General features: G+C 70.9%; 14 protein-coding genes, 1 pseudogene and 1 riboswitch. Of the genes and pseudogenes, 6 read left to right on the top strand and 9 right to left on the bottom strand.

The window, feature by feature from the left end:
* Positions 1–193 precede the first annotated feature (193 nt).
* Positions 194–1033, bottom strand: a complete 840-nt coding sequence (locus ACYVLQ_RS21845; protein WP_460699365.1) for a hypothetical protein — start codon at positions 1031–1033, stop codon at positions 194–196.
* Between the two features lie 274 nt (positions 1034–1307).
* Here ACYVLQ_RS21845 and ACYVLQ_RS21840 point away from each other — a divergent pair, with 274 nt between their 5' ends.
* A complete protein-coding gene (locus tag ACYVLQ_RS21840) occupies positions 1308–1814 on the top strand; it encodes an LppU/SCO3897 family protein (protein ID WP_460699364.1) in 507 nt (168 codons plus the stop codon).
* Positions 1815–1820: 6 nt separating this feature from the next.
* On the opposite strand, the gene ACYVLQ_RS21835 is transcribed toward ACYVLQ_RS21840, so the two are convergent.
* Positions 1821–4175 (bottom strand): helicase-associated domain-containing protein, encoded by a 2355-nt coding sequence (locus ACYVLQ_RS21835; RefSeq protein WP_460699363.1) that lies wholly within the window; start codon positions 4173–4175, stop codon positions 1821–1823.
* 99 nt (positions 4176–4274) lie between these two features.
* Between ACYVLQ_RS21835 and ACYVLQ_RS21830 the strand changes: the two genes are divergently transcribed.
* Positions 4275–4463 (top strand): hypothetical protein, encoded by a 189-nt coding sequence (locus ACYVLQ_RS21830; RefSeq protein WP_460699362.1) that lies wholly within the window; start codon positions 4275–4277, stop codon positions 4461–4463.
* Between the two features lie 94 nt (positions 4464–4557).
* On the opposite strand, the gene ACYVLQ_RS21825 is transcribed toward ACYVLQ_RS21830, so the two are convergent.
* Both ACYVLQ_RS21825 and ACYVLQ_RS21820 read right to left on the bottom strand, forming a co-directional pair.
* Positions 4558–5208 (bottom strand): resuscitation-promoting factor Rpf1 domain-containing protein, encoded by a 651-nt coding sequence (locus ACYVLQ_RS21825; protein WP_460699361.1) that lies wholly within the window; start codon positions 5206–5208, stop codon positions 4558–4560.
* Between the two features lie 9 nt (positions 5209–5217).
* Positions 5218–5404: riboswitch (cyclic di-AMP (ydaO/yuaA leader) on the bottom strand.
* A 273-nt stretch (positions 5405–5677) separates the two neighbouring features.
* Positions 5678–5911 (bottom strand): hypothetical protein, encoded by a 234-nt coding sequence (locus tag ACYVLQ_RS21820; protein ID WP_460699360.1) that lies wholly within the window; start codon positions 5909–5911, stop codon positions 5678–5680.
* A 179-nt stretch (positions 5912–6090) separates the two neighbouring features.
* Here ACYVLQ_RS21820 and ACYVLQ_RS21815 point away from each other — a divergent pair, with 179 nt between their 5' ends.
* Positions 6091–6504, top strand: coding sequence for a cold-shock protein (locus ACYVLQ_RS21815; RefSeq protein WP_460699594.1), 414 nt, complete (start codon positions 6091–6093; stop codon positions 6502–6504).
* Between the two features lie 34 nt (positions 6505–6538).
* Here ACYVLQ_RS21815 and ACYVLQ_RS21810 read toward each other — a convergent pair whose 3' ends face one another.
* Genes ACYVLQ_RS21810 through ACYVLQ_RS21800 form a run of 3 tightly spaced genes read right to left on the bottom strand, consistent with a single transcriptional unit; the run spans position 6539 to position 9634 of the window.
* The gene (locus ACYVLQ_RS21810) at positions 6539–7072 is read right to left on the bottom strand and encodes a DUF2771 domain-containing protein (RefSeq protein ID WP_460699359.1); all 534 of its coding nucleotides are present in this window, start codon (positions 7070–7072) and stop codon (positions 6539–6541) included.
* Between the two features lie 36 nt (positions 7073–7108).
* Positions 7109–8818: an MFS transporter gene (locus ACYVLQ_RS21805; RefSeq protein WP_460699358.1), complete on the bottom strand. Its 1710-nt coding sequence runs from the start codon at positions 8816–8818 to the stop codon at positions 7109–7111.
* A 33-nt stretch (positions 8819–8851) separates the two neighbouring features.
* Entirely contained in the window at positions 8852–9634 is a 783-nt protein-coding gene (locus ACYVLQ_RS21800; protein WP_460699357.1) for a glutaminyl-peptide cyclotransferase, read from the bottom strand.
* Between the two features lie 47 nt (positions 9635–9681).
* On the opposite strand from ACYVLQ_RS21800, the pseudogene ACYVLQ_RS21795 reads away from it, so the two are divergent.
* Positions 9682–10536: pseudogene (locus ACYVLQ_RS21795) on the top strand (DUF3027 domain-containing protein); the annotation flags it as partial.
* Between the two features lie 305 nt (positions 10537–10841).
* A complete protein-coding gene (locus tag ACYVLQ_RS21790) occupies positions 10842–13613 on the top strand; it encodes a sacsin N-terminal ATP-binding-like domain-containing protein (protein ID WP_460699356.1) in 2772 nt (923 codons plus the stop codon).
* Between the two features lie 49 nt (positions 13614–13662).
* Here the strand turns inward: ACYVLQ_RS21790 and ACYVLQ_RS21785 are convergent, their stop codons facing one another.
* Positions 13663–14277 (bottom strand): TetR/AcrR family transcriptional regulator, encoded by a 615-nt coding sequence (locus tag ACYVLQ_RS21785; RefSeq protein WP_246011720.1) that lies wholly within the window; start codon positions 14275–14277, stop codon positions 13663–13665.
* 95 nt (positions 14278–14372) lie between these two features.
* Positions 14373–14630: a DUF2530 domain-containing protein gene (locus tag ACYVLQ_RS21780; RefSeq protein WP_460699355.1), complete on the bottom strand. Its 258-nt coding sequence runs from the start codon at positions 14628–14630 to the stop codon at positions 14373–14375.
* A 51-nt stretch (positions 14631–14681) separates the two neighbouring features.
* Between ACYVLQ_RS21780 and ACYVLQ_RS21775 the strand changes: the two genes are divergently transcribed.
* A complete protein-coding gene (locus ACYVLQ_RS21775; RefSeq protein ID WP_460699354.1) occupies positions 14682–15119 on the top strand; it encodes a MarR family winged helix-turn-helix transcriptional regulator in 438 nt (145 codons plus the stop codon).
* Position 15120 lies beyond the last annotated feature (1 nt).

Raw genomic sequence — 15120 nt, 5'->3', positions numbered from 1 at the left:
GAGGTAGTTGGGTGTGCCGGGATCGGGAGGTGGGGCGTGTCGGGAACGAGGTAGTAGGGTGTGCCGGATGAGGGGGTAGGGGCGTGTGTGCTGGAGGGGCGGCGGGCGTGTGTTGGAAGTGGGACGGCGGGGCACGCGTGCTGGAAGTGGACGTGGAGGTACGTATATGGCCGGAACGGCGGTTGGGTGGGCCTTACTCCTCCGGTACTCGGGTGCGTGACTTCTCCACCCAGCGTTCGACTCGTTCCAGTTGGCGTTCGGCCTTGTGCAGTGCCTCTTGGGCGGAGCGTTCGCTCGCGGAGGCGAAGCGGCGCTGTTCCTCGGCGCGGTCCAGTTCGGCGCGCAGGGATGCGATGCGATCGTCCGCCTCATGCAATCGGGTCGTGGCGGTGTCGAGGTCGGATTGGGCGGAAGTCTGTGCCTCCCGGGCGGATTCGAGGGCCTCGAGGGCGTCGTCCAACTCCTGCCGGGCGGCCTCGGCGCGATCCTGGGCCGACTTGCGTTCCGGCGCGGGCTGTTTCGGCGCGGTCGCGTCAGGTACCGCCGCGAGCGCCGGGCCCTCCGGCCCGAAGCCCTCGTAGTTGGCCGCGGTCGTCAGCGTTCCGGTGCGCACCTCCTCGGCCACGCCGGGGTCGGCGAGGGCCGCGTGCAGCGTCTGCCCGACCTCGCGCAGCACCCCCTCGCCGAGCGGGCGCTCGTGCTCGGCCGCCAGCTGACCGGTCTTGCGCGCCAAGGCATTCACCACCTGCTGCCGCTGGGTGGTCAGGCTGCGCAGCTGCTCCCCGGAGAGCCTGCGCTGCGCGTCCTGCAGGGCGGCGCCGAGCTGTAGCAGCGACGCGACCTCGTCGGGCGCCTCGCGGGCCAGCAGGTTGACCGCCCACGCCGCGACGGTCGGCCGTCGCAATTTACCGATCGCCGTGGCCAGCTGTCTGTTGCCGTCCGCGCGCGCCGCCTTGACCTGCTCGTCGCGCGCCGCGACGAACTCGGCGGGGTCAAGTGCGTAGAGCCGGTCGGTGACCTCCTCGAGCGTCATGTTGCCGAGCGTAACGATCCCACCGATGATGTCGACGTAAGATCACGAACCGCGCATTTCGTGCGGGTGAAGCGTGAAAGGCACCCCTCGTGAACCTTCTCGGATTTCAACTGCTGACCGGCTTCCTGCCCCGCATGCTCAACCTCCAGCTGCTGGGGATGTACGGCATGGGCATGTTCCACTGATCCGTTTGCCACTGCGCCGAGGCGTCGGCGGGTATTCTCACCGCGATCACGGACCGAACTGAACGGTTGGGTGAGAAAGGTTTCGGCCTATGGGAACCGCGGGTGGCCGCCTCGTCTCGGCGCTGTTGGTGCCGATCGCCCTGGCGGCGGCAGGGTGCTCGACCCTGCAGAGCGCGAGCAGGTCCGATACCGCCCGGACACAGATCGGCGACTGCGTCGACGTCCTCGAGGGCTCGACCGTCGACTCCCGGACCGAGCCGGTCGACTGCTCGTCCGACCGGGCCGTCTACACGGTGATGTCGGCCTCGCAGGGCAAGCGGGACTGCGGCGCCGAGTACACCTCCTACGAGGAGACCTTCCACGGCGGCACCACCGCGTTCCTGTGCCTGGCCCCCAATCTCAAACAGGGCAGCTGCTACCACCAGGACCGGGTTACGGGTTTCACCTTCGCAGACTGCGCGGCGCCCGAGGCGACCGTGCGGGTGGTGGCCCGGATCGACGGCCGCTCCGACGAGTCGATGTGCGCGGCGAATTCGACCTTCCTGCTGCTGTCCGAGCCCGAGACCACGTTCTGCCTGGCGAATCCGAAAGGCTAGCCGGGCTCACTGATCGACCAGCGCCACCGACGCGATGCGATGCAGCATGAAGTGCCGCACGGCGCCGGTCACCGAGTCCAGCGCATCGAGTTGCCCGCCCGCGACCTTCATCGGCTCCACGACCCGCTGCGTGGCGACGCCCTGGGCGTCGACGTAGCCGATGTGCACCGGGCGCCGCACCCGCACCGCCAGCTGCAGCAGCGCCATGGTGGCCGCGGTGCTGGTGCGGGTGCCGTCGGACCGCACCGCTTGGCCCGATCGCGCCCGCGCCGCCTTCTCGCCCGCGCGCAGTTCGGATACGAGCAGTCGCAGCTGCTCGGTGCTGGGCGGCGTCGGGCGCCACGACTGCCGGGCATTGGTCCGCGTCGGGATGCGGGTGCCACGCTGGCGCAGGTCGACGATCGCACCGGACGAATCCTCGCCCGCCGGAGCGAATCCCGCGCCGCGCAGCTGTTCGAGCACCTCGCCGAGCGGCGCCTGCGAGACGGCCACGGTCGGCGCGACCGCCCGCAGCGCCAGCTGTCCGGCGACCGGGGTGGCCAGCACCTCGGCCAGCAGCGCCGGATCCTCGCTGCGTACGAACGATTGCGCCATGCCCGCACGGAGGCGGCCGTGCCGCCGGGCGACGTCGTCGATCAGATAGGTCAGCGACTGCGGCACCGGCGTGCGCGAGTGCGCGGAGAACAGCTGGTGCAGTTCGGCCGCAGTCATCCCCGCGTCCAGCGCGCGCCGCACCGACGCCTCGCCGATTCGGTACACCGTTGCGGCGCCCGCGGATTCGACGTCGGCGACCAGCGCGACGCGGCTCTGCAGATCCGGCACCAGCGGCCCCGGCGCGATCACCGTGAGGTCCGCCTGCACCAGCACGTGGTCCACCGGGGCGGGCAGCGCCGACTCCATCTCCGCCTCGGCGCCGTCGGGGCTGCCGTGCAGCAGCGCCCGCCCGGCCGAGGTGAGCGCGCCGCGGCCGATCAGCCCGAGGGCGTTCGCCTCCGCCAGCGTGCGCTCGACCGCGTCGGTGCGGAAGTGCCTGCGCCAGCGCGGTTGCCGCCACGCCAGCACGCGGGCGATATCGGACGGCGACAGCGCCGCTCCGGTCGGCTGCTCGGCCAGCAGGTCGAGGATGGCGCGGCGATCCCGGACGGCGTGCATATTGCGCAGTTCCAGCGACAGGGCCGCCAGGGGTTTGTCGTTGGCGTCGCGCTGGCCGATCATCCAGGGGAAGCGGTCCAGCTCGAGCCAGGCGGCGGCGAGGACCACCCAGCGGCGGGCCGCGGGGCCGTCCAGCCAGCCGTCCGCGGCCGCGGTCGGCGCCCAGAAGTCGTCGACGGCGTCGGACGGCGGCGCCGGTTCCGGAATTCCCTTGTCCAGCAGGCGCGCCGCGGACAGCACCTCGGCCAGCAGGCCCACCCGGGTCTCGTCGATACCGGTCTGTTTGGCGATGCGGCGAAGCTCGCGCACGCCCAGCCCGCCGGATCGCAGCGCGGGCGCGGGAGCCTGCTCCAGCACCTCGACGATGTCGGCGCAGTGCCGCAGCAGCTCGCCCGCCTCGGTGGCGGCCGCCGCGTTGCTGTCGGCGGCGGCGTGCTTGTCCGGCTCGGGCCGGGGTGGCTGCAGGGCGTGCGGATCGGTTACCGGTTCGCGGCGCAGCACCTGGCCGACCGCGGGCGGGAGCTCGACGGTCTCGTCGTCGACACGGTCCAGGAGCCGCAGCGTGAGCAGCCGGGGGACGGGACGATCCGGCGGTGCGTCGGGCGCGGCGTCGCGGGTGCGGCCGCGCGGCCCGGTGGTGGCCAGCTTGTCCAGCAGGGCTCGTTCGGCGGGGCCGATGTCACCCAGCGCGGCAACGATTTCCGATTCGGTGAGGGCGTCCGGGATCTCGGTGGTACTGCCCAGCGGCCACGGCAGCGCATCCTTCGCCGAGGCCGCCAGGTACAGCTCGTCGGCGCCCCAGGCGAGGGCGCGCGCGGTCAGGCGCCCTACGGCGGCGTCGATGGCCGCCGTTGGGACGCGGTCGCCCAGCAGTTCGTGCAGCCGGGCGCGGGCGAGCGGCGTCGCCCGGCGGCCGGGGTAGGCGGCGCCGTGCACCGCGAGGGTCTCGATGACCGCGAACTCCAGCGTGTCGAGTTCGTCCGTCGCGCGCAGTACCGAGGCGCGCTGTTCGGCGCGGGCGGCCAGCACCGACATCGAGGACGGCAGCGGCACGGCCAGATCGGGTCGCAGCTCGAGCAGCGTGACCAGATCGTCGTCGGTGCGGGCGGCGAGCCAGTCGGCGAGCGTGTCGCCATCGGCCGAACCCTGGCCGCCGGGTGCCGCGGGGTGATCGTCCCCGGCCCGGGGCGCGTTGTCGGTCGTGGTCATCGCATCCAGCGTACGGCCGGGCGTCGTGGGCCGCTGGGTCGCGTACACCACCCGTTGCCGGCCGGCGTCGGATGATCGGTTCCATGCCAGAATGAGGTCGTGGTGAACAAATCGAAGAAACCCTATGTCGACAATGGTTGGCCGCAGGTGGCCAACGGTGACCACGCGGTCACCGAGCTGTCGTCGACCCGCTCCGGTGGACTCTCGCCCTACGGCGAGGACACCGAGTTTCCGGTGCCTGCCGACGAGGTGCCGTACGTGCATCCGCACACGGTCATCAACCGCTGACCGCATTACGACAAGGCCCCCGCATCTCAGTGATGCGGGGGCCTTGTCGTAGGTGATGCGGGGCCATGTTGTCGGCCGGATGAGGAGACTTGCCTTACTGGGGCAGCATGCCCTTGTTCGCCTCGAAGAAGTCGACCACGGCTGGGTCGAGCTTCACGTTGTTGGCCTTGGCGGCGTTGAACACGTCGATCGCGGGCTGCGGCACCTGGATGCCCTGCGCCTGGGCGATGCTGAGCGCCTTGTCGACGGCCTGGAAGACCTGCTGCGAGGCGTCGGCCGACGACTGGGCCGGTTCCTGCGGCAGGGCCTGGGTCTCGCCGGTCGGGTTCCAGCGCGGGGTCTCGGCGGGAGAGGCGGGCGCGGTGCGTGTCTCGGGGCTGCCGTTCAGCCCGAGGCGGGAAGAGCAGGAGGGCCAAGCGCCCCAGCCCTGCGAGGCGAGGACCTTCTCGCCCACGGCGATCTGCTGCTCGCGGGTGGCCTGGTTGGCGGTCGCGGCGTATTCGGTGCCGCCGTGCGCCTTCCACGTGCTGGGGGAGAACTGCAGGCCACCCTGGTATCCGTTACCGGTGTTGATTCCCCAGTTGCCGCCGGCCTCACACTGCGCGAGCTGGTCCCACTCCTGATCGGGTGCCGCGGAGGCGTTCCCGGCGAGAGCGATACCCGCGCCGCTGACGATCGCGCCCGTGACGGCGACCTTGGCGACGGTGCGGCCGGTGTTGGTCGGCTTGCGATGGCGTCCACTCATATCGGGTCGTCTTCCTCTCGTACGCGCCTGCGAGGTGAGCTGTCGGGTTCGGACTGAGAGGCCGTCCGGCCCTGGCGCGCCTCGCGGTGCGCCGGGGCTTCACCCCAAGGGAGCGATCGTTGCCGGTCGTTCCCGCTTCCCTGCTTAGGGAACGTGGGTTCCCCGCCCTCGCCCCTGGTTCCGTCGGGGTCCGTACCCGCGGGGCGAGGCTCGGTGCGGCGGGCCGGTGGTGCCGGGACTGCTCCCGGCTGCGTTAGACCGTACGACGATCGCCGCTAAAAATCACTATTTGGTAACCGGCGTGTACGGACGGGTCACGCTCTGGCGCAACGGCTTCGGCTCCGCGTCTGTGCAGGTGGATGCGGCGTGTCCCGGCCGAGTGCCAGCCGTGACCATGCCGTGACCCTTCCGTTATGTGATGAAGATCACATGTGTATGACGGGAAGGTACTGGGCAGATACCGCGTTGACTAGCGAGCTCGGCGGCCGGACCACAGCGCGAACACCACGGCGAGGAGCAGTCCGAGCGGCGTGCCGGTCATGGCGACGAGGTACAGCCACAGTCCGGGCTCGTAGTCGGTCAGGATCGGCGTCAGGAAGATGGCGACGACCGCCAGCACGCCGACCGCGAACAGGAGCAGCGCCACGATCATCAGCGGATCGCGGGGCCTGCGCGACGGGCGGTGCGAGGGAGGGTTGGGCATTACTGCACCGTAAAACTGGTGTGCTCGGGGTATGGGCACCGGGGTAGACTCGATAGCAATCGCGTCCTGCATAACTGTGTAGGGCGCGTTCTTTTCGCACAGAGAATGTTCCGGAATCGATTCCGGGACAACGGTTGTGCCCGGGAGGTCCGGGCATCGATGACGAACGGGTGAGCGCAGTGCCGACCGGCAAGGTGAAGTGGTACGACGTCGAAAAGGGCTTCGGCTTCCTTTCCCAGGATGAGGGTGAGGACGTCTATGTTCGGTCGTCCGCGTTGCCCAAGGGTGTCGAAGCGCTGAAACCCGGGCAACGGGTGGAATTCGGGATGGCGGCGGGTCGCCGCGGCCCGCAGGCGCTGAGCCTGAAGCTGCTGGAGCCGCTGCCCTCGGTGCGCGGCGCCCAGACCCGCAAGGAGCCCGCGGCCCATCCCCGCAAGGCCCCCGACGACCTGCACGGCATGATCGAGGACATGATCACCCTGCTGGACGCGAAGGTGCAGCCGGACCTGCGCAAGGGCAAATACCCCGACCGCAAGACCGCCCAGCGCATCGCCGAGGTCGTGCGCGGCGTGGCCAGGGAGTTGGACCACTGAGGTTCTCGTGTTTCCGGCGCGCTTTCGGCCGGAATCAGGACGTTCGGATCGACCAGGCCTGGTACGGCGCGAACGATTCGGCTCCGGTCTCGTCGCGGGTCGGGACCACGAGCTGCACCTCGACCCCGGCCAGCCGTAGGTCGGGCTCGGGGCGGGTGGGCACGGTGATCGCGAGCGTGCCCTCGGCGTAGTCCCGGTACGAGGTCAGGCGCTGTACGTCGGTCCCGTCGGGCAGGGCGTACTCCAGCACCATCACCCAGGGCGCGTCGGCGATGTGGCGCGGCAGCGATAGCTGCAGCGGATCGCCGGGGCGCGTCTCGAGGGTGACGGTCGTGGCGCTCTCGCGGCAGTTCAGGCCGAGCTGCCCGTTGCTGTCGGACTGCGTCACCGTGCAGTAGCGATACGGCGGCACGGTGGCCGAGGCGCCGTGGGCGTAGGCGGTGATCTCCGGCTCGGGTTCGGCGGCATCGCGGACCGCCACGGCCACCACTCCGGCGATGACGGCCACCACCACGAGCACCGCCACCGTCGCCAGCGCGAGGATCGTGCGGGTACTGGGCTTGGTCATGGCGCGTATGTCCTGTCGCTCGTCGGGTGGGTCGGATCAGCTCGGGGCGGCCGGGTACGGCGAATCGCCGGCGCCCCCGGGAACTTCCTGCTTCGCGTGCTGTGGGCGGTTACCGCCCCAGCCGGGCAGCAGCGAATGCCCACGGTAGCTCACGAACGTCTGGATCAACCCCGCCGCCAGCACCGCGGTGACGACGGCGAACCCCTTCCAGAACTCCGTCGGCAGCAGCACGCCGCCCGCGCCGCCGACCACCCAGGCCAGCTGCAGCACGGTCTCCGAGCGCCCGAATCCGGACGCGATCGACTCGGGCGGCAGATCGTCCTGGATGGAGGCATCCAGCGACACCTTCGCCAACGCGCTGGCTCCGGACGCGACCAGCGCGGCGACCGCCGCGCCCAGCAGGTTGTCGGTGATGGTCGCGAACAGGGCGACGCCCGTGCACGCGGCCGCGCACACCACCACGATCAGCGACGGGCGGCCCAGCTTCATGCGGGCGCCCGAGGCATTCCCGACGAAGTTGCCGACCGCCGCCGCCGCGCCGACCACGCCCAGCATCGCCGCCTGCTGCACCGGACGGTGCTCGGTCGACTTCGCGACGAAGGCGACATAAAAGGTGAGGAATCCGGTGAGCACCCGGATCGCGCCGTTGCCCCACAGCCCGGTCACGACCGCGCGGCCCAGCGGCTGGCGGCGGCGGTTCGGTTTGACCGCGGACGACTGCCCGGAGTCGGGTACCGCGGTGTCGGCGTGATAGCCCAGCGTCGCGGGCACCTCGCCCTCGGTGACCTCGACCCAGGACGGGATGCGCAGGCTCAGGTACGCGCCGGCGGCGGCGATCAGCGCGGCGAACACCAGCGCCCCCGGCGAGCCCGCGACCGCGGCCACGAGACCGGCCACGCCGCCCGCCCCGAGCGTGCCGCCCACCAGGCCGAACACGGTGAGCCGGGAATTGGTGCGCACCAGGTCTATATCGGGTGGCAGGACCCTGGGCGTGACCGCGCTCTTGAGCACCGAGAACGATTTGCTCAGGATCATCATGCACAGCGCGAGCGGATACAGCGCCCAGGTGTCGACATTGAAGATCAGCAGGAGCGCGATCACGATGCGCGCGGCGAACGAACTGGCCAGCGCCACTCTGCGGCCGTGCTGCAGGCGATCCAGCAGCGGACCGATCAGCGGCGCGATCACCGCGAACGGGGCGATCGTGATCAGCAGGTACAGCGCCACCTTCGACTTGGATTCGGCGGAGGCGGCGGAGAAGAACAGCGTGTTGGCCAGGGCCACCGCGATGGCGGCGTCGAGGGCGAAGTTGGCCATTGTCGCGTAAACCAGTGCGGTGAGCCCGGATTCGTCGGCGCCGTCGGCCTTGGCCGCGCGCTGGAAGGTGTGAAAACCCTTCTCGGTGAGCTCCCGGCTGCGCATCGCCACCACGCGGGTGACCGTCAGCTTGCGCGGGGCCCGTTGGCGGCCCGCGAATTCCGTGGTGTCGGCCGCCGGTTCGGGCTGGGGCTCCGGGGTCTGCTGCGGCGGCAGGTCGCGCGGCGGCTGGCCGGAAGACATCCGGCGCGTCACGAATTCGGGTACGTCGGACTCGCCGCCGCGATCGGGCAGCGGCGGCAGCGGACGGCGGGACGGGGTACTCGGGGGCGGATACCGGTCGTAGCCGGGGTGTCGCCGGGTGAGCGGATTCTCCTCGCCGTCCCACGGACCTGGATCGGTTCCGGAGGAATCGCGGGAGGCAGCCACATGTCGAGTCTATGGGGCGGCGGTTGTGCTCGTTCACTGTGGGACGAATCGCACCTCGAACATCGTGGGCCAGTTCTTGCCCGTGATCAGGAACCGGTCGGTACCGGGCAGTTGAGCGATGCCGTTGAGGACGTCGGCGTCCTCGCGTTCGCCCTCGGACAGCAGCCCCGAGGCGTCGATATCGGCCAGCACCGCGCCGGTGCCCGGATCGATGCGCAGGATGTGCTCGGTGGGCCAGTCGTTGGCGTAGACCGAACCGTCGGCGGCACAGTCCAGTTCGTTGAGCCGCGCGCCACGGTGGGCGCCGAGCCGGATCGTTCCGGTCGAGGCGAAGGAGACCGGGTCGCGGAAGGTGAGGGTGTCGCTGCCGTCGCTCATTACCATGCGATCGCCTCGGGTGCACAGTCCCCAGCCCTCGCCGTCGTAGCGGGCGCGGCCGCGCTCGGCCAGGGTCGCGGGGTCGCGCGCGAACGCCACCCCGTCCTTCCACGTGAGTTGCCACACGGTGTCGCCCGCCCGGGTGACGCCCTCGCCGAAGTACTCCTCGGGCAGCGCGGCGCGGGCCCGGGGTGAACCGGTGGCGACATCGGTGGCGCGCACATCGGAACGGCCCTCGAGGCCGGTGCTCTCGTAGAGCGTGTCGCCATCGATTTCCAGCCCCTCGGTGAAGGCGTCCGGGTCGTGTGGCCTGGTCGAGACCACCTCCACACGCATGCGCGGGGTGGTGTCGCCGCTGTCGCAGGCGGCGGTTCCGGGCGCCAGCAAGGCCAGCAAGATCGGCCCGGTCGCGGCCCACGCACGATGTTTGCGGTTCATACGGCAAAATGTAGGGCGTGAGCGCAGTGTCTGTTTCGGAGTCCGGAGTGCGACCGATCCTTGCGGAGGCGGTCGACCTGGCCCGTCGTGCGCTCGCGGAGCTGCAGCCGGTGGGTGTCGGCGAGCATCTCGGCGTGTCGGCGGAGGACGAGTGTGCGGCCACCCACCACTTCGAGGCCACGTTGCCCGGCTATCACGGCTGGCAGTGGGCCGTGGTGGTGGCGGCGCCCCCGGAGGCCGAGCGCGCGACGGTGAGCGAGTCGGCCCTGCTGCCCGGGCCCGATGCGCTGGTCGCGCCGGAATTCGTGCCGTGGGACCAACGGGTCCGCCCCGGCGATCTGGCGCCCGGCGACCTGCTGGCGCCGCCGCCGCACGACCCACGGCTGGTGCCCGGCTACCTGATGTCCGGCGACCCGGTCGTCGACGATGTGGCCGAGGAACTCGGCCTGGGCCGCAGCCAGGTGCTCAGCCGGGAGGGTCGCGAGGAGGCCGGTGAACGCTGGTACTCCGAGTACGGCCCCGAGACCGATATGGCCCGCGCCGCGCCGTCGACCTGCGGCCAGTGCGGCTTCTACGTGCCGCTGGCCGGTGCGCTGCGCGCGGCCTTCGGCGTGTGCGCCAATGCCATGGGCGCCGACGGGCGTGTCGTGCACAACGAGTACGGCTGCGGCGCGCACTCGGATACCGTCGCGCCGTCCTCGTACAGCGGATCGCCGTTATACGAGGCCTACGACGATGCCGCGGTCGAGGTGGTCCCCGGCGCGGACCTCCGCAAGCCAGCGGGCGCCGAGATCGCGGGAGAACAGGCCACGCCGACGCCCGCCGATACCGACGCCCGGCAGGACGCGCGAGCGGAGCAGGATTCGACGGCCGAGAGCGTCGTCGGTGCCGAGTCCGCATCGGACGATGCCGGGTCGGCCGTGTCGACCGGCGCCGCGAGTGAACCGGTAGTCGACGCGCCGGATTCGGACATCCTCGCCGGCGCTCCCGCAGCAGACGGCGTGACCGCTGAGGCCGCCGCCGTCGAGGATGCTGAAACACTTTCCGCCGGTGCGGATTCGGATGAGGCGGGCAGGGAGAGCGGCGAGGCCGACCGGGACGGCGGAGCCGCGGAACATGCGCGGTACAGCGATGCCTGGGCCGTCTCTTCGGTGCGGGTGCGGCGCGGCGAGCCCGGGGCGGCGGGGGAGCGCTGAGCGGCGCCGGGGTGGATGCCGATCCGTTCGAGACGACGGCGCTGCGCGCGGGGGTGCTGGCCGCCTGGCGGGATTCGCCGACCCGGCTGCGTGAGGACGCGGCCACCGAGGCCGATCTGGTGCGAGCCGGGTATCGGGATCGGCTGCTGACCGAACTGGCGCAGAACGCGGCCGATGCCGCGGCCAAGGCGGGGACGCCCGGACGACTGGTGGCGTGGCTGGACGGCCCCTCCCTCCACGTCGCCAATACCGGTGTGCCACTGGATGTCTCCGGCGTGCACGCGCTGACCGCGCTGCGGGTCTCGGCGAAGCTGGGCGCGGCATCCACGGTCGGTAGGTTCGGCGTGGGTTTCACGGCCGTGCTGACGGTGGGCGACGAGGTCGAGTTCCGCTCCACCACCGGATCGCTGCGCTTCTCCCGGTCCGATACCCGGGAAGAGCTGCGCGGCAACGGCATCCGCATCCCGGAGGGCGACTTCGCGCCGCCGGTGCTGCGCTTGGCATGGCCGATCGCGACAGCGCCCGCCGCGGGCTTCGACAGCGAGATCGTCGTGCGTGTGAGCGCCGCCGTGGACGCCGAGGCGCTGCTGGCGGCGATGCGCGCGGAGGCGGCCGACCTGCTGCTGGAACTGCCCGCGCTGCGGACGATCCGGGTGGGCGGCGACGAGATCACCAGTGCCGTGGCCGAACTCGGCGCGGGGCTGCAGGAGCTGCGGATCACCGGCCCCGAGCGCGACGAGCGGGTCTGGTGGCAGTTCCCGGCCGACCGCGCCCGCTGGCTGCTGCCCGTCCGCGAAGGACGACCGCGTCCCGCCGAACCCGATGTGCTGCGCGCGCCCACCCGCTCCGACGAGGAGCTGTCGCTACCGGCGCTGCTGGTCGCCGATATCCCGATGCAACCGGATCGCCGTCGCCTGCTGCCCGGCGCCCGCCTCGCCGAATTGGCGGACGGCTACGCCGAATTCGCCCGCGCCCTGCCGCCCCGCGATCGGCTGGTGTTGGTCCCGGCGCCCGGCTTCGCGCGCAGCGCGGCCGATGCGGCGCTGCGCGAGGCCGTCATCGCCGAACTGCGCAGCGCGCCGTGGCTGCCCGTTGTCGACGCCGGATCGCGGGACGCCACGGCCGCACCGCGGCGCGCCAGCGTATTCACCGGAGCCACGCCGGAACTGGCCGAGCGGCTGAACGATTTCCTCGGGCCGCTGGTCGTTCCGGAACTCTCCGGGCGCACCGGGGCCGATACCTTGGCCGTCCTCGACGTGCACCGCATCGGCCTGGCCCGCATCGCCGAGCTGTCCATCGGGCTGGAACGTCCTCCGCGGTGGTGGTACTCGCTGTACGACGCGCTGGAGCCGTTCGTCACCGATCCGCTGTCGGTCGAGGAGCTGGGCGCGCTGGCGGTGCCGCTGGCCGACGGCCGTCTCGTCACCGGCCCGCGCACCGTCGTCCTGGACGACCGACTGGAGACGCCGATCCCGGTGCACTGGGCGCGGCTGGTGCACCCGGAGGCCGCGCATCCGCTGCTGGGCCGCCTCGGCGCCCGCTCGGTCACCGCCGCGGATCTGCTCGAGGATCCCGCGCTGCGAGCCGAATTGGAGCACGAGCCGGGCGGCCCCGACACCGTCGACGCGGTGCTGCGCCTGGCCGCACAGGTGGTCTCGCCCGCCGACCCCGGCGCGGCCGCCCTGCCGTCCTGGCTCGGCCTGCTCGAATTGCCGGACGACACAGGCGAATTGCTGCCCGCCGACGAGCTGTTGCTGCCGGAGGCGCCGCTCGCCGGTGTGCTGGTCGCCGACTCTCCGTTCGGCACGGTCGATTCCGAGTTCGTGGAGCGGCACGGCGCCGCGGTGTTGCGCGCGCTCGGCGTCGGCTGGGGTTTCTCCGTTGTCTCCGAGGACGATCCGGTCGGCCCGGACCATCACCTCGACGACGAGGAGCGGTGGTGGGAGGGCTTGCCCGAGGATCCGCCGGAGCTGGCGGCGGTGCGTGACCTGGATCTGGTGGACGAGGCCGCCTGGCCGAATGCGCTGCGGCTGTTGCTGTCCGAACCCGCGACGCGGCGCCTGCTCGCCGACCGGGACGGCTACACCACCTGGTGGCTGCGTCGTCACGCCCGCATCGGCGGGACGCCGCTCGGCCTGTTTCGCGATCCCGCCGATCCGGTATTCGCCGATCTGCTACCGGAATTGGGCGGATTCGCGCCCGCCGACCTACACGCGCTGCGCGCCGTGCTGGCGGATCCGGACACGATCACCGCGGAGCTGGCCGCCACGGTGCTCGATGCGCTCGCCGATTCCGCGAAAACCCCGTCCCCGGAGGCGATTTCCCAGGCGCACCACCGGTTGGCGGCCGCCCTGGACCGCCTCGACCTGGACGCGCTGGAGCTGCCCGCGCGGGTGCGCGCGCTGTCGGGCGCGGTGATCGATCCCGCCGACGCGCTGGTGCTGGATCGCCCCTGGTACGGCCTGGCCGTCTCGCCGGATCGGCTGGTGGTCGGTGACATCGACTCCGCGCCGGCGTTGGCGACCCTGCTCGACCTGCCGCTGGTGTCCGAGGCCGTCACCGCCGAGGTGCTCGGCGCGGGCCGGGCGAGCACGTGGGCGGCCGAACCGCTGGGCGTGGTGCTGCGCCTGCAGTTCGGCCTGCCGCCCCTGGACGGCGAACTCGTGGTGCACGATCGCCTGCGGGTGCGGCTGTCGGGCGCCTACGCGGCCGTGGTCGAGGTCCCGTGGTGGCGAGACGGATCCACCACGCATGTGCAGATTCAGCCCGCCCCGGCGTCCTGATCTGCGATGCCAGCTGAAAGTGGTTGCCTCACAACGATTTCGAGCAGCCCTACCGCGCGTAGCTGGTGACCATCTCCGCCAGCAGGTCGAGTTGCCCACGGACCGCGGCGCTGTCGTTGTCCACCAGCCAGCGCAGCACGATGCCGTCGATGACGGAGAGCGTGAAGCGGCTCAGGGTCTGGACCGGCACGCGCCACTCGGTGCCCGTGGCGTCGCGGGCGTGTTCGAGAACGTCGGCGACGGTGGAGTCGTTGAATGTGTACTGCTCGCGCGCGATCGCGAGTTTCGCCGGGGTTTGTTCACTTTCGCGCAGTGCGTAGGTGGTGGTCTCGTAGGTCAGCAACTGTCGTTCGGGGGTGGCTTCTATGTTCAACCACAGAAGTTCGAGGCTTGCTCGAACCAAATTTTGAAGCGATTCTTTTCCACTTCCGACGTCCTGCCATACCGTTTCGTTGGTCTCGACGGAATCGCGTAATTCCATCGACAACGCCTTGACCAACTCGGTCATCAGCGCGTCCTTGTTTTCGAAACAGTAATGCACCACACCGAGCGAAACACCGGCTGCCTGAGCCACATCGCGCGTGGTGACACCCGCCACGCCCTTTTTTTCGGCTAGGCCGATAGCCGCCTCGATAAGGTGGGCTCGTCGTTCTTCGACGCTCAATCGGGAGGACACTCAACGCAGTTAAGCGGCAAGGAGCCGAACAGTCAATTCGCGCGCCGTAAAAGTCTGTCGGAGTCGCCCTGCGGAGGCGAGGGTCAAAGCCTCTGGAGCCCCGTCTGAGCGCCTTTGTCGCCGCGCCGGGCGCCCCGCCGCTGTATTACGAAGATGGTGTAGCCGAGCAACCCGACCGCCAGTCCCATCAGGCAGATCGGGCGCGCTTCGGCCCATCGGTCGACGAGCCACACCGCTATCGTCGCGATCGCCCACAGCGCGGTTCCCACCGCCAGCACCGGCCGCGGATCGGTCAGGCGCGGCGGAATCTCCGGGACGTTCTGTGTCACGATGTCCACCATACGGCGTGAACGGGCGTCTCCCGTGTGGAGCGTCCCGTATCGTTTGCCTCTGTGACAACGCCTTCCGACATACGTGCGCTGGCGGCCGAGCTCTCGCTGGCGGTGGTGCGCTTGACGCGACATCTGCGGGGCCGCCGCGTCGATGCTCAGATTTCGCTGACCCAGTTGTCGGCGCTGGCGACTCTCAATCGCGAAGGCGCGATGACGCCGGGTGCGCTGGCGGCCAAGGAGCGGGTGCAGCCGCCGTCGATGACGCGGGTGATCGCCTCGCTGTCGGAACTGCAACTGGTGGAACGGAAGCCGCACCCCACCGACGGCCGCCAGATCATCGTGTCGCTGTCGGACGCGGGCCTGGCGCTGATTCGGGACGAGAACAACGCCCGCGAAGCGTGGATGACCGAGCAGCTGTCGGGACTGAGCCCCGAGCAGCTGAAGGTGCTGTCCGACGCGGTCGGCATCATGAAACAGATTGTGGCGGAATCGGAATAGC

The sequence above is a fragment of the Nocardia thraciensis genome (assembly GCF_054782435.1).
The sequence above is the reverse complement of the archived record's forward strand: the minus strand, read 5'-3'. Positions and strand labels throughout refer to the sequence as shown.

Bases quoted from the DNA above. Each gene is read 5' to 3' on its own strand.
- ACYVLQ_RS21845 (WP_460699365.1), bottom strand. From the start codon at position 1,033: ATGACGCTCGAGGAGGTCACCGACCGGCTCTACGCACTTGACCCCGCC.
- ACYVLQ_RS21810 (WP_460699359.1), bottom strand. From the start codon at position 7,072: ATGACCAAGCCCAGTACCCGCACGATCCTCGCGCTGGCGACGGTGGCG.
- ACYVLQ_RS21820 (WP_460699360.1), bottom strand. From the start codon at position 5,911: ATGCCCAACCCTCCCTCGCACCGCCCGTCGCGCAGGCCCCGCGATCCG.
- ACYVLQ_RS21840 (WP_460699364.1), top strand. From the start codon at position 1,308: ATGGGAACCGCGGGTGGCCGCCTCGTCTCGGCGCTGTTGGTGCCGATC.
- ACYVLQ_RS21835 (WP_460699363.1), bottom strand. From the start codon at position 4,175: ATGACCACGACCGACAACGCGCCCCGGGCCGGGGACGATCACCCCGCG.
- ACYVLQ_RS21800 (WP_460699357.1), bottom strand. From the start codon at position 9,634: ATGAACCGCAAACATCGTGCGTGGGCCGCGACCGGGCCGATCTTGCTG.
- ACYVLQ_RS21780 (WP_460699355.1), bottom strand. From the start codon at position 14,630: ATGGTGGACATCGTGACACAGAACGTCCCGGAGATTCCGCCGCGCCTG.
- ACYVLQ_RS21825 (WP_460699361.1), bottom strand. From the start codon at position 5,208: ATGAGTGGACGCCATCGCAAGCCGACCAACACCGGCCGCACCGTCGCC.